Source organism: Kordiimonas lipolytica (assembly GCF_001550065.1).
Genome location: NZ_LRUB01000022.1, coordinates 172,813 through 186,033, shown reverse-complemented (window position 1 = coordinate 186,033; position 13,221 = coordinate 172,813). Strand labels below are relative to the sequence as shown.

Below are 13,221 nucleotides of genomic sequence, written 5' to 3'. Positions count from 1 at the left end.
AAAAGCAGCGGTGTTATGTGTCAAGCGCGGCTGCATAGTGATCCCTCATTTTTGCGTTTGCGCGAATGAGGATTTTTCTAGTGACTGCAATGAGAGCGACTTTACCGGGCTTCCCGTTTTCCCTGAGGCGTTGATAGAAAGCTTTCATTTCCGGATCGAAGCGAATGGCGGGGAGTGTCGCCACATATAAAGCATCGCGCACATGTTTCCGTCCTCCTGTAATTGTCCGCCTGCCGCGCATTAGACCACTATCCCGGTTGATTGGGGCTAGACCAACGAGCTTGGCGATTTGTCCTTTGTCGAGATGACCCAGTTCCGGCAGGCCTGCCAGCAGGAAGCAGGCGGTCCGCAATCCAATGCCCTTTATTGAAGTCAACACTTTGGCCCTGGCCTTGAGTGCTGCATCCTGTTCCAGGCATTCCTCCATCGCTTCCACAACGGCTTGACGCTGTTCCAGCAGGAAATTCAGAGCCTCTTCGATCCAGTCTCTTGCCTTGTTCAGCAGCTTTTCCCGGCGGTTCTTTTCCTGGACAATCATGTGGGACAGCTGTTTGTATCGGACTACGAGGTCTGAGAGTTCCTGCTGCTGTTCAGAAGGTTGTTCAAGAAGGCGTGTTTCCATGCGCCTGCCATAGTCGGCTAGCACAAAGGCATCCACCTTGTCGGTTTTGGCCAATTGCCCACTGGCCCGGGCAAACTGACGGATATATCGGGCATTAACTTTGGCAACCGGCAACCCGGCTGCAAGCAAGGCATCTGTGACCATGCGTTCATAGCCACCTGTAGGCTCCAGGATCAGCCGTTCAATGTCTTCCCTGTCAGCAACCCACGAAAGGAATTTGGCAATGCCGGATGTATTATTGGTAAATGTGTCTGCTTCGCCTTCTGGCAGCAGGCAAACGTCAAAGGATGATTTTGATATGTCGATCCCAATGGATCGCGTGGTATAAGTCATTGGCTTTGTCTTTCTTATACACGAGCGTAAAAGCTCACTCAGCGGTTCGACGAAGCCTCTGTGGTGCGGAAGGGTTATGCTTTTTTACGACCGTAAAAGGTCTTGCCCCGAGTGGGCTCAACCACATTCCGCACCTTGAACAGGGGGTGGCCACCCCCTGTTCAAAATCAAAGAGGCACGAAGATCATAACAAATCTTCGTGCCTCTCAATGTATAAGCCCCGCCAGATGGCAGGGCTTTTTGAAGATATGGTGATCCCTACGGGACTCGAACCCGTGTTTCCGCCGTGAAAGGGCGGCGTCCTAGGCCACTAGACGAAGGGACCATCAATTAGGATGGCCTGCGGCGAGTATGGTGATCCCTACGGGACTCGAACCCGTGTTTCCGCCGTGAAAGGGCGGCGTCCTAGGCCACTAGACGAAGGGACCACGCTGCAGAACTCGCTGCGACGGGGGCCTAGATACCTAGCCCCGGTGCCCCGGTCAACATCTTTTTGCATTTTTCTTACGGCAGTCCGACAAGCGCAACGTCGTCGAGCGTGATTTCCACTTTTCCGCCCCCTGCCCAGGTATCTTTCTTGAGCTTTCCTGCGATATGGAAGCGCCGCCCGATACCCGACCTCAGCAGCTCTCCCATCGGTTCCTCCCACTGGCGGAAGGCCATAGCCTTGATGGATTTGCCGTCTTTCGACTTGAAAATGCAGCGCAAGTGATTCTGACCAACCAGATCAGCTTTCAAAAGGTCAAGCTCCGGGATAACGAAACGTGGGCTCGGATTGCCCGGACCAAACGGGCCAACCTGATCGATCTGGTCAATCAGGTCCGCGGTAACGCCTGACAGGGCCACCATGCCGTCAATCTTCAAGGACCGGTTCTGGGCCGCTTTTTCCACGCTCTTGCGCATATGGTCGCGCAGGAAGGCTGTTAGCTCTTCAAGCTTGTCAGGGGCGGCTGTCAGGCCCGCGGCCATGGCGTGGCCACCACCCTTGATAAGCAGGCCCTTTTGGACAGCCTCGATCACTGCCGCGCCCATATCCACGCCGCTGATTGACCGGCCGGAGCCTTTGGCTTCGCCATTCTCAATCCCGATCACAAAGGTAGGCAGGCCGTATTTGTCCTTGAGACGCGAGGCCACGATGCCGATGACGCCTGCGTGCCAGCCCTCGCCTGCCGCAACAACCACTGTTTCCGGTTGCCCGCCAACGCCCGTGGCGCTTTCAACCTGGCGCATCGCAGCTTCAAGCACTTCAGCCTCAATGGCGCGGCGTTCTTCGTTATAGCGGTCCAGCTTTTCAGCGATCTGGCGCGCGGCCATCATGTCGCCTGTCGTGAGCAGTTGGGCACCCAGATAGCTCTCCCCTACCCGGCCGCCCGCATTCACCCTCGGCCCCAGAATAAAGCCTGCGTGATAGGTTGTTGGTGCCTCAGACATGCGCCCGACATCACAGAGCGCAGTGATGCCCACATTATGGCGCTGCGCCATCACCTTCAGGCCCTGGGCGACAAAGGCGCGGTTCACGCCGGTGAGCGGCACCACATCGCATACGGTGCCAAGTGCCACGATATCCAAAAGGCTGATCAAATTCGGCTCACGCCTGTCGCCAGTGAAATAGCCTGCCTCCCGCAGCGCGCGGTTAAGCGCGATAGCCACAAGGAAGCAGACACCCACAGCCGCAACCTGCCCGAGGCCGCTATCATCATCCAGCCGGTTCGGGTTCACCACTGCCACAGCTTCCGGCAGCTTGGTTTCGGCCTTATGGTGATCCACCACAATCACATCCAGGCCCACATCTTTTGCGGCCTGAAGGGGCTCAAACGAGAGTGTGCCGCAGTCCACTGTAATCACAAGGTCGACGCCCTTGTTCCTGAGCCCCAGAAGCGCGGGCGCATTGGGGCCATAGCCTTCGGCCATGCGGTCAGGGATATAAATCTCGACGCTGGCACCAAGGGCCGTCAGGTAGCGATAGAGCACGGCGGAGCTTGTGGCCCCGTCTACGTCATAGTCGCCAAAGATCGCCAGCTTCTCGCCCTGCTGCAAAGCGCGGGCGATACGGGACACAGCCTTGTCCATATCCAGGATGGTGGATGGATCTGGCAGGCTTTCCTTAAGCGAGGGACTGTAGAAGGCTTCGGCATCATCAAGCCCGATACCGCGCGCGGCAATCAGCTGCCCGACAACGGCAGGAACGCCGAGCCTGTCTGCGATGGCCTCGGCCATACGCGGCACATAAGGCCGCAGCTCCCAAGCCTGCTCAAGCGCAGAACGGCGGACACCCAGAAAGGGTTCCGCCGCTCTTGTATTCTCAATACTGTCGGTCAATGACGTAACCTTATTGGCGACCGTCCGGGCCGTGGATCGCCTGTACACGGCGGATCGTCTTGGTTTTGGACCGCATGGTGATCGTGTCGGTTTCAATGCCGCGGCTCGTGACATGCACGCCGTTCAGCATGGAACCATCAGTCACGCCGGTTGCTGCGAAGATCACATCGCCGGAGGCCATTTCTTCCATGGTGTATTTCCGGTTCAGGTCTTCGATGCCCCATTTGCGGGCGCGGGCACGTTCGTCATCGTTACGGAACAACAGGCGGCCCTGCATCTGGCCACCGATGCAGCGCAGTGCTGCAGAGGCCAGCACACCCTCAGGCGCGCCACCGGAACCCATATACATGTCGATGCCGGTTTTCGGGTCGGTTGTTGCGATCACGCCGGCGATATCACCGTCACCGATCAGCGCCACACCGCAACCAAGCTCACGCAGTTCCTTGATGATTTCAGCGTGACGCGGGCGGTCCAGCACACAGACCATCATGTCTTCAACAGACTTGCCCTTGGCTTCGGCCACAGCCTTCACGTTATCGGTCGGCGTTTTGTCCAGGTCGATCACACCATCAGGCAGGCCGCCACCAACAGCGATCTTGTCCATATAAACGTCTGGCGCGTTCAGAAGGCCACCTTCGGCGGAAATCGCCAGCACGGCGAGCGAGTTCGGCATTGCCTTGGCGCAGATTGTGGTGCCCTCAAGCGGGTCCAGCGCGATATCGACCTTTGGGCCGCCGGCGCCGACTTTTTCACCAATGTAAAGCATTGGTGCTTCGTCGCGCTCGCCTTCACCGATGACAACGGTGCCTTCGATCTGCAGTTTATTAAAAGCTTCACGCATCGCTTCCACAGCGGCTGCGTCGGCGGACTTTTCATCGCCCCGGCCGTTCCACTTGCTTGCCGCGATAGCACCGGCTTCGGTAACACGGACAACTTCAAGAACGAGTTGGCGATTCAGTTCCTGTGACCCCATTAGGCTAGCTCCCTTTTCAGGCTTCAATTCTCAGCATTGTGGGGGTCTCTAGCACACATTGAAGCGTAGTGAAACGATCAAGTGTGGCTGCAACAGAAGCTTCAACAGTTTCATGGGTTGTAAGCACGATATAAACGCCACCGTCGCTTGCGCTGCCGCGCTGAAGCATACTTTCAATGGAAACGCTTTCTTCCGCCAGCACCTTGGTGATATCAGCCATCACCCCCGGCTGGTCATTCACCCGCAGGCGAATATAGTATGTTCCGCGGTGCTTGGACACGGGCACTGGGCTTGACGGCGTCAGGCTTACGGCTGGCACACCAAGGCGCGGACCTGCGGCACCGCGCGCCACATCAAGGATATCTGCAAGCACGGCGGATGCGGTTGGGCCTTCGCCTGCGCCCGCGCCTTCATAAACGGTTTGGCCAACGGCGTCACCGTCCACCACCACAGCATTTGTCGGGCCCATCACGTTCGCGATGGCCGCGCGTGTCGGCACCATGGCCGGGTGAACGCGGGTCTCGATGCCCTCTGCCGTCTGCTGGGTAACGCCCAGAAGCTTGATGCGGTAGCCCAGTTCCTTGGCATATTCGATATCCACTGGAGCGATGTTGCGAATACCTTCGGTTGGCAGGTTTTCGATATCCGGCTCGGTGCCGAACGCCAGCGTGGCCAGAATGGCTGTTTTGTGGGCTGTGTCGATCCCGTCGATGTCAAAGGTTGGGTCCGCTTCCGCGTATCCAAGCGCCTGCGCGTCCTTCAGCACTTCGTCAAAGGCCAGGCCTTCCTGCTCCATCCGCGTGAGGATATAATTGCAGGTGCCGTTCAGAATGCCGCGTACGCTTTCAATTGCGTTGCCCGCCAGACCTTCGCGCAGCGCCTTGATAATCGGTATACCGCCGGCGACGGCGGCTTCGAACTTCAGAGGCGCACCGGTTTCTTCCGCCAGAGCAGCCAGTTCCTTGCCGTGAGTGGCAATCAGTGCCTTGTTAGCGGTCACAAAACCAATACCGCGGCCAAGCGCCTTGCGCGCAAGCGCCAGCGCCGGGCCGTCTGATCCACCGATGAGCTCCACAACCACATTGACGCCGCTCTCTTCGGACGCGAGATCAACCGGGTTATCAACCCAGTCGTAAGGTGCAAGGTCAACCCCCCGGTCACGGCTGCGGTCCCGCGCGCTAACGGCCCGAATTTCCACAGGACACCCGGCCCGTGCGGCGAGCAGTGCCTTGTGTTTCTCGACAATCTTGACCACCCCAGCGCCAACGGTGCCGAGGCCCGCGATGCCGAGGATGATCTTTCGGTCGCCCTGCTTACTCATACTGATCTCCAGTTACGCTTTATTCTGTTCGGCTTGCCAGGACGCGATGATCTCGTCCTTGTTCGCCATAAGTTTTTTGATGTTACGGATTGCCTGCCGGATGCGTTGCTCGTTCTCCACAAGCCCAATGCGCACAAAGCCTTCGCCGTATTCGCCAAAGCCGATGCCAGGAGCCACAGCAACCTTTGCATGCTCCAGCAGGAGCTTGGAAAAGGCCATGGAGCCCATTTCCTTGAAATCTTCCGGTATCGGCGCCCAGGCAAACATGGATGCCTTGGGGCTTGGAATATACCAGCCTGCGGCCGCCAAGCCTTCCACAAGCACGTCACGGCGCTTCTTGTAGGTCTCGCGGTGTAGTTCGATACAGTCCTGTGGGCCGTTAAGCGCGGCAACCGCGGCAACTTGAATTGGCGTGAAAGCGCCATAATCCAGGTAGCTTTTCACCCGTGTCAGCGCGGCGACAAGATCCTTGTTGCCGGCACCAAAGCCGACGCGCCACCCGGCCATGGAATAGGTTTTAGACAGGCTGGTGAATTCAATGGCGATATCCTTTGCCCCAGGCACCTGCAGAATGGACGGCGGCGGATTGTCGTCGAAATAAATCTCGCAGTAGGCGATGTCAGACAAAATCCAGATGCCGTGCTTTTTGCAGAAATCGACCACTTCTTCATAAAAAGCCAGATCAACCACCTCAGCCGTCGGGTTGCCCGGATAGCAAAGGATTACAGCCGTAGGCGTTGGCACGCTGTGCTGCACAGCGTATTTGAGCTCCGTCAGAAAATCACGCCCCGGCCCCATCGGCAGATGGCGGACAGCCGCCCCCGCGATCATGAAACCATAGGGGTGGATCGGAAAGCTCGGGTTCGGCACCAAAATCACGTCGCCGGGTGTTGTGATGGCGGACGCCAGGTTCGCGAGCCCTTCCTTCGACCCAAGGGTCACCACATTCTCGGTTTCAGGATCGATATCCACGCCGAAGCGGCGCTTGTAGTATGCCGCATGGGCACGCCTGAGCCCCGGAATGCCCCTTGAGACGGAATAGCCGTGCGTTGTGTGCTTATCGACAGTCTCTTTGAGTTTATCAACAATGTGCTGCGGCGTGGGCAGGTCCGGATTGCCCATTCCAAGGTCAATGATGTCTTCACCGCGCGCTCGTGCCGCCGCTTTCATCTGATTCACTTCAGCGAATAGATAAGGGGGCAGCCGCCTGATGCGGTAAAATTCCTGATTGGTCATGACCTTTTTACCTTGGATAATGTCGAAATCGGGACGCGCCGGTGCGCCCTGTGTGAAGGCTTAGCTCTAAGGGAATTTTGGCGTCAGTGCAACGGCTGCACGCAATGATCGCAATGGTTTTTCTTATCTGGCGAAATACTATTGCGTAAGAACGGGTGGAGGCACCGGCAAGGATGGATGGGCTTGGGCCTTGAGGATACGCCGGTTTTCTGAAATGATGGGCCTTTCAGTCTTGGGGGCGGGAAATAATGGTCATGAAGCAATCCGGTACAGCCCGTTGGCATGATGCAAACGGTCGGACAACAGATGCTTTTAACTACGACAGCCTGGCTGCCGCGCCAGAGCGCTTGACAGTCCTGAACTTCGAGACCTGCGACCTCGCGCGGAAAGAACAGTTCGACGGCTGGTACGATTTTCGTGGCCAGGTTGGGACACTGACCCGCCCCGGCCCCTACTCCGCCTCTTTTGATGCAGGCATGGAGGAAGCAAAGACAAGCATTTCATCCCTATCGCGCTGCTGGGTGAACAGTGAAGCCACCATCAACCGCAATGGCAAGTTCATCGATCAACCCGGTTGCGATATCATGGCATTCCAGTTTCAGGTGCGGGGTGGTGACGCGACGACAGAGTATGAGCATGGCAAGCTGATCAGACCCGGCCAGATCCGTGTCGTTGACCTTGCACAACCAATGCATATCTCCAGCCATGGGTTCGAGAACCTGACACTCGCGATGCCCAAGTCTGTCATGCTTGAACGCATGCCGATGCTTGCCGAGATGCACGGCGAAATTCTCGAGGAAACGCCAATGGTGTTCCTAGCATGGCGGTTCATGCGCATGGCGATGGAGTCATTGGACCAACTTACCATCGAAGAGGCCGAAGCGGTCAGCCACAGCGCGCTCGACCTCATGGAAACCGCACTGCTTGGGTACAGCGATGCCCGGCGCCTTGAATCCGCAACCACAGACGCTGCCGTCTACAAAGCGGTCGAGCGCTATATCAGCGAAAACCTCCGCAACCCCGCTCTGTCCCCTGACATGATTGCCCATCATGTCGCGGTCTCCCGGCGTAAGCTTTACCGGGCTTGCGAACCCTATGGCACACCTATGGAACTGGTGAAGCGCGCGCGGCTCAATTGGGCGTTTGAGCAGATCAAGCTTGGGCGAGCCCAGAATATCACGCAGCTGGCGTTTGAGGCCGGCTTTGAAAGCCGCGAAACCTTCAGCCGCCAGTTCAAGCGCGCCTTCGGCTATTCCGCGCGGGAATTTATGATGTCTGCCCGTTCAGGTGGCGTATAGGGCAGCCCTGGCAAAACCACGACAAGTGACAGTCTCCTCGTTCACCCCACACGTTCCCAGCCTGCGGTCAAATAGGCACACAGCCTCACATGATTGGCACTCAGCGTCACGCACGCCGGGCGGTTCTGAGGTATTACAAACCGTATCCATAGGATAGCAAAATCCGAAGCCTGCAATTCGCGCGGACTTTTCTCATTGGGGGAGCATTGCCGTGGCAACATTAACAGTCAACACCACCACGAACGACAGCTATGATGGCGGGGACCTTGCCGCGGAGACGGCGGACGGCACCGGCCTCTCCTTCAAGGAAGCACTCGGGCTAGCGCAAGATGGCGACACCATCACCTTTGATGGCAGCTTGTCAGGGTCTTCCATCGTAGAGGCGACATCATACTTTATTACCACCGACATCACCATCGACGGCGACCTGGATAACGACGGCACGCCGGACATCACACTTGATGCCAACAATTACACCACCACCAGTGCGGGCGTCTACTTCATTGACATAACCAACGCCACGGTAACCCTGGACGGCCTGACCTTTACAGGCACCGGAGATTCTACCTCTATATACGATAGCGGCACTACAATTTTGTGGGCAGAGAACTCAACGGTCTCGATTGTGAATAGTGTCATCACAGATACAGTGAGCACTCGCATAGGCACAGGCCTTTATTTCACAAATTCAAACACAACCATTGAAAGCACCCGGTTCGAGAACACTATTGCGCCCGGCTTCACCGTCCAGGTCACTGGGGGAACCTTTACCATGACCGACAGCAGCATGTCGGGCAATTCTCACAATGCTCTTGCGTTGGTTGCCGGCGCAACCGCCACAATCTCCAACTCGGTTTTCGCCCATAACGGCCGCGTCGGCGTACACCTCTATGATAGTTCCGCCACCATTAGCAATAGCATCTTCACAGGAAACGACAGCGAAATATTTTTACGTGATGGCGGGATTGTGACGATCAGCAACAGCATCATCACCGGTGCTGGCCTGGAGGCCTACCGTTTAAGTACGACCCATTCAGTAACTTTCTCCGGCGCCAATGTGCAGAGTCAAGCTCCCAGCCTGGACCCGAACCTGATTTATTCCGGCGCAGAGCCGACGGTTGAGGCTGACCTCAGCAATATCTTTGCGGGCGTGACCGGGACAGGCGGCACGCTGTCGCTGGTTACCACCGCCTCCGGCGCACAGATATATTCGGCGCTTGTGAACCCGACCGGTGTCGCGCAGGGCCTTGGCCCACAATTCGCGCCTGTGATCGCCGGGGACACTAGCGGCAGCATCACCGAAAATATCGCCAGCACTACAGGTACACTAACCATCAGCGACAACAATGGAGCCGCGGACGAAAGCTTCAACAATGACACCATCACCGGCAGTTATGGCGAGCTAACCATCGCCGCGAACGGCGACTGGACCTATGCGCTCGATAACGCAGACAATACAGTCGATGCCCTGAGCGGCAGTGATACCCTGCAAGACACGATCACCGTCCATTCCGCTGACGGCACCGCCCAGGATATCACAGTCACGATCAACGGGGCCAATGATGCGCCTGCGTTTTCGGGGGTGCCAGCAGACCTGACTGTCACGGAAGATACCGCAGGCGACCTTGACCTTTCGGCTGTTTCCTTCAGCGACGCCGAGGGCGACAGCCTGACCGTAACACTGTCCGTTGATGCAGGCAGCTTCAGCGTGCCCGCAGACGGCGCAGGCGTTGGCGTGACCGAAACTTTGGTGAATGGCCAGACCATCACGCTTGCGGGCACGGCGGCAGACATCGCCACCTACCTGGATACGATCTCGAACATTCAATACACCGGCGCGCCTGACGCCGAAGGCGATAACGCAGCAATGCTGACCATCACGCCAAATGACGGCGTGCTGGATGGCACCGCTGCCACTTCGAACATCAATATCACGGGCATCAACGATGCGCCAACCGCGACCGACAACAGCATCACCATGAACGAAGACACAGCGCACCTATTTGCGGCGGGGGATTTCAATTTCTCCGATGTCGACACGGGCGCGGCGTTGGCGTCAGTGCGCATCGACACCTTGACTGTCTCCAGCGGCACCTTGCAGCTTTCTGGTGTAGATATAAACCCAGGTGATGTTGTCGCCATAGCAGATATCAGCGCAGGCAACCTTGTCTACACGCCGGCCACGAACGCGTACGGCGCTGATCTGCTGACCTTCACTTTCAGCGTGAATGACGGCACGACCTTCGCAGCCGCGCCAAGTGCGATCGATATTGACGTCACCAACGTCGAGGAAGTCAGGATCATCGACGATCCCATGTCCATCCGCGGCGGCAGCGGTGACGAAACACTAACCGGGGGCAACTCGGGAGATACCTTGCGCGGTGGCGACGGTGACGATTCTGTTTCAGGCAATGAGGGCGACGATGTCATTTGGGCCGGTCGTGGTGATAGCGGCAACGATAGACTGGCCGGTGGAGCTGGCGCAGATACAATTGGCGGCGGCGGCGGCAACGACTTCATCGAGGGTAGCGACGGTAGCGACCTGCTTTACGGCGGCCAAGGTGACGATACCATTTACGCGACATCGCACAATAACGAAAACGGTGATTTGAGCACCAACATTGCCTGGGGCGGCCCGGGCAACGACCTGCTGCTTGGCGGACTTGGCAATGATACGCTGGGTGGTGGCGTAGGCAGTGACACGGTCAATGGCGGCGCGGGTGATGATGTAATCTGGGCAAGCGCTGGCGATGACATGCTTTCGGGCGGGGCCGGGGCCGACACCTTTATCTTCGTCGCGACAAGCGGCGATGATGTCATCACCGACTTTGACCTGGGCGAAGACACGCTCAACCTCACCTTTGCAGGCACTGGTTTCACAAGCGTGGCCAGCGTTCAGGCCGCAGCCACTGCAGTAAACGGCGGCATCCTGATCGACCTCGGCGACGCAGGCAGTGTGTTCCTAGAAGGACTTGATGCTGCGGACCTCACAGATATGACCATCCTGCTGTAAACGGGGGGAGTTATTCCACTGCCATCGCCTGCTCGGCCTGCTCAAGCGCCTCAAGCACCCGTGCATAGAGCGCGTCATCGCCAAAAGCAGCACGGTACTTGCCAAGCTCCGACCGGTGCTCCGCGAGCGACTGCTGCAGCGCGCCAAGCTGGGCGACCTTCTGCATCTTCAATTCGGACAACCGGCCTGACATGGCTTCGATGCGGGCTTCAAACGCCTGCATGTCCACGGCCTCACTGGTTGCAAAAGATTTGGAAAAAGACTCAGCGAAGTTGAGGTTCATATCCTGGAGCCGTGCCCGGATTTCCTCTTCCTTCTGTTCGCACCGTGCAAGGTCGGGCGAACGATAGGAAACCTCACGCACTTCTTCAGCCTCATGTTCCAGCATCATGGTGCCCATGCTGTCAAACGCTGACATGCGCTCACCACCCAGTGCGGCGGCACTGCCGATAACCGAAATTGCTGCAACTGCTGTCAGGGTGCGTTTCATGACCTGTCCATTCCCTTAGAATGGTCTAATAATGCTACATTATCACACATTGGACAAGTAAACTTTAGGAATAGGCCTGTCAAAAGACAGAGAGCAACCAAGTTGGCTGCCCTCACATGTTTCAGCTTTCGCCTATGTGGGGCCTAGCCCTCTTTCTTCTTGGCTTCTGCTTCGCGTTCCCGCATCCGCTCCTCAAGGCGCGCACGTTCCCGCTTGATATCTTCTTCGGCCCGCTTCAACGCTTCAAGATGATGCTTTTCCATTTCTTCAAGCGACAGCTCCGCTGACTTTAGGGACTCGATCCTGAGGGTACGGATATCCCCATCAATATCCAGCTCCAGTTCCAGGTCACCCAGGGCCTCTTCGATCTCGCGACGGGCTTCGGCAATGTCGCCCTTCAGCTCCACCCGCATTTCAGAGAGCTCCAGCTCGCTGTCTGCCAGATCAGCCAACGCGTCCGCCATGGCCTCAGATTCGATCTTTGCGATCTCAATTCGGCTGGGAGCCACGATCACGTGGCGCATACGGCGTTCCTCAAGGGAGACAATCGCCGCCTCCAGGCCTTTCTGGGCCGCCTTGAGCGCCTGCTTTTCTTTCTTGCTCTTGGCTTTCCCCAGGCGTTCGGTAACTTCGGCTAGCGCCTCTTTTGCTTCCTTCAGGGCCTGTTTGTGCTTTTTCTCAAACGCCTCGCGGTCACTGGTGGCGATCACCGTGCGATGACCCTTTCTGTCCACCACAACCTTGCTATCGCCACTGCGAACTACACGGATCGTGCGCTTCTTCTTTTCAGCCTTCTCGACCTGTTCGGCTTTTTCGTCATCACCGCCCATCGCCATCATCGCATGGCTGGCGCCCGCAATGGCAAAGCATGAAACCGCCATCCCGACAACAAAGGCAGCTCGGCGTATCTGATGAGGTGTCATCCACATGGGAAATCTCCATTTTTTTTGAGTATCTCCCGGCGACCGCTTTGGCGCCAGAAAAAACTCCATCCTCGGCTGACGTGACTTTCGGGCCAGTTCCCCGTCTTCACGTTCTTGTGAACTCAAGACTGCCCAGCCCGGGCGGTGGAGAAAAGGGTGAAGCGACGAATGGTGAGCATTGTGCGGTGGGTCGTAAGTCTCTGCGACGAACCGAATGCCAGCTTCTGCGACGAACCGTTCATCGCATGGCCAAGGCAAAGCAGGCAATTCCTGTTTTTTTGAATTAGTCTACAGGCAACAGCACACACGCCACGCGGCGCTGTTCCATCAATAGAACATTGTAGGTCCGGGCGGCTGCGCCGGTATCCATGATGTCATAGCCGATGTTGGCGGCTTCAAGGTGCTCACGAATGGCAGCAGGCAGAAGCTGCATCTTCGCACCCGTCCCGACCAGAACAATCTCTGGTCTCGGAGCCTCGTCCACAATTTTGCTGAAATGCGCGGGGGTCAGGTCGGCCAGTGTTTCGGCGTCCATCGGGTAGAAGCCGGTTGGCAGCACCAGCACGCCGCCTTCGACGCGGCGCTCCATCAGGCGGAAGCCACCATCACCATATGCTTCAATGAGCAGCAGGTCCTCATCGGCCTGCTGCTCCATGATAAAACCACTTTGTCTGATCTTGTCAGCCATCGGGC

10 protein-coding genes and 2 tRNA genes are annotated in these 13,221 nt (G+C 57.4%); 2 read left to right on the top strand and 10 right to left on the bottom strand.

The features are described 5' to 3' along the window. Positions 1-13: 13 nt before the first annotated feature. From KORM41_RS11350 to KORM41_RS11320, 7 genes are all read right to left on the bottom strand, one after another. Positions 14-955 carry an IS110 family RNA-guided transposase gene (locus KORM41_RS11350; protein WP_082719706.1) on the bottom strand — a complete coding sequence of 314 codons (942 nt, stop codon included), beginning with the start codon at positions 953-955 and terminating at the stop codon, positions 14-16. Positions 956-1,204: 249 nt separating this feature from the next. Next, positions 1,205-1,280: transfer RNA gene (locus tag KORM41_RS11345), tRNA-Glu, on the bottom strand. Between the two features lie 27 nt (positions 1,281-1,307). Next, positions 1,308-1,383, bottom strand: a tRNA-Glu gene (locus KORM41_RS11340). Positions 1,384-1,459: 76 nt separating this feature from the next. Beyond that, positions 1,460-3,274 (bottom strand): single-stranded-DNA-specific exonuclease RecJ, encoded by a 1,815-nt coding sequence (gene recJ / locus KORM41_RS11335; protein ID WP_231727241.1) that lies wholly within the window; start codon positions 3,272-3,274, stop codon positions 1,460-1,462. Between the two features lie 10 nt (positions 3,275-3,284). After that, the gene (gene glpX / locus KORM41_RS11330; RefSeq protein ID WP_068147743.1) at positions 3,285-4,247 is read right to left on the bottom strand and encodes a class II fructose-bisphosphatase; all 963 of its coding nucleotides are present in this window, start codon (positions 4,245-4,247) and stop codon (positions 3,285-3,287) included. 16 nt (positions 4,248-4,263) lie between these two features. After that, positions 4,264-5,568 carry a homoserine dehydrogenase gene (locus KORM41_RS11325; RefSeq protein ID WP_068147740.1) on the bottom strand — a complete coding sequence of 435 codons (1,305 nt, stop codon included), beginning with the start codon at positions 5,566-5,568 and terminating at the stop codon, positions 4,264-4,266. A 12-nt stretch (positions 5,569-5,580) separates the two neighbouring features. Then, positions 5,581-6,804: an LL-diaminopimelate aminotransferase gene (locus tag KORM41_RS11320; RefSeq protein WP_068147737.1), complete on the bottom strand. Its 1,224-nt coding sequence runs from the start codon at positions 6,802-6,804 to the stop codon at positions 5,581-5,583. Positions 6,805-7,058: 254 nt separating this feature from the next. On the opposite strand from KORM41_RS11320, the gene KORM41_RS11315 reads away from it, so the two are divergent. Continuing rightward, on the top strand, positions 7,059-8,102 hold the full coding sequence (locus tag KORM41_RS11315; RefSeq protein ID WP_197421068.1) for a helix-turn-helix domain-containing protein: 1,044 nt from the start codon (positions 7,059-7,061) through the stop codon (positions 8,100-8,102). A gap of 211 nt (positions 8,103-8,313) precedes the next feature. Next, entirely contained in the window at positions 8,314-11,115 is a 2,802-nt protein-coding gene (locus KORM41_RS11310; protein WP_068147732.1) for a beta strand repeat-containing protein, read from the top strand. Between the two features lie 10 nt (positions 11,116-11,125). Here KORM41_RS11310 and KORM41_RS11305 read toward each other — a convergent pair whose 3' ends face one another. The 3 genes from KORM41_RS11305 to KORM41_RS11295 all read right to left on the bottom strand — a co-directional run bounded on the left by KORM41_RS11305 (position 11,126) and on the right by KORM41_RS11295 (position 13,216). Continuing rightward, positions 11,126-11,605, bottom strand: coding sequence for a hypothetical protein (locus KORM41_RS11305; RefSeq protein ID WP_068147729.1), 480 nt, complete (start codon positions 11,603-11,605; stop codon positions 11,126-11,128). A gap of 143 nt (positions 11,606-11,748) precedes the next feature. Beyond that, positions 11,749-12,534 (bottom strand): hypothetical protein, encoded by a 786-nt coding sequence (locus tag KORM41_RS11300; protein ID WP_068147725.1) that lies wholly within the window; start codon positions 12,532-12,534, stop codon positions 11,749-11,751. A gap of 277 nt (positions 12,535-12,811) precedes the next feature. Continuing rightward, complete coding sequence (locus KORM41_RS11295; protein WP_197421066.1) at positions 12,812-13,216, bottom strand: Mth938-like domain-containing protein; 405 nt, start codon at positions 13,214-13,216, stop codon at positions 12,812-12,814. Between the last annotated feature and the right edge of the window lie 5 nt (positions 13,217-13,221).

Coding starts and splice junctions, on each gene's coding strand:
- glpX (WP_068147743.1), bottom strand. CDS start 4,247: ATGGGGTCACAGGAACTGAATCGCCAACTCGTTCTTGAAGTTGTCCGT.
- KORM41_RS11300 (WP_068147725.1), bottom strand. CDS start 12,534: ATGTGGATGACACCTCATCAGATACGCCGAGCTGCCTTTGTTGTCGGG.
- KORM41_RS11295 (WP_197421066.1), bottom strand. CDS start 13,216: ATGGCTGACAAGATCAGACAAAGTGGTTTTATCATGGAGCAGCAGGCC.
- KORM41_RS11320 (WP_068147737.1), bottom strand. CDS start 6,804: ATGACCAATCAGGAATTTTACCGCATCAGGCGGCTGCCCCCTTATCTA.
- KORM41_RS11325 (WP_068147740.1), bottom strand. CDS start 5,568: ATGAGTAAGCAGGGCGACCGAAAGATCATCCTCGGCATCGCGGGCCTC.
- KORM41_RS11315 (WP_197421068.1), top strand. CDS start 7,059: ATGAAGCAATCCGGTACAGCCCGTTGGCATGATGCAAACGGTCGGACA.
- KORM41_RS11305 (WP_068147729.1), bottom strand. CDS start 11,605: ATGAAACGCACCCTGACAGCAGTTGCAGCAATTTCGGTTATCGGCAGT.
- KORM41_RS11350 (WP_082719706.1), bottom strand. CDS start 955: ATGACTTATACCACGCGATCCATTGGGATCGACATATCAAAATCATCC.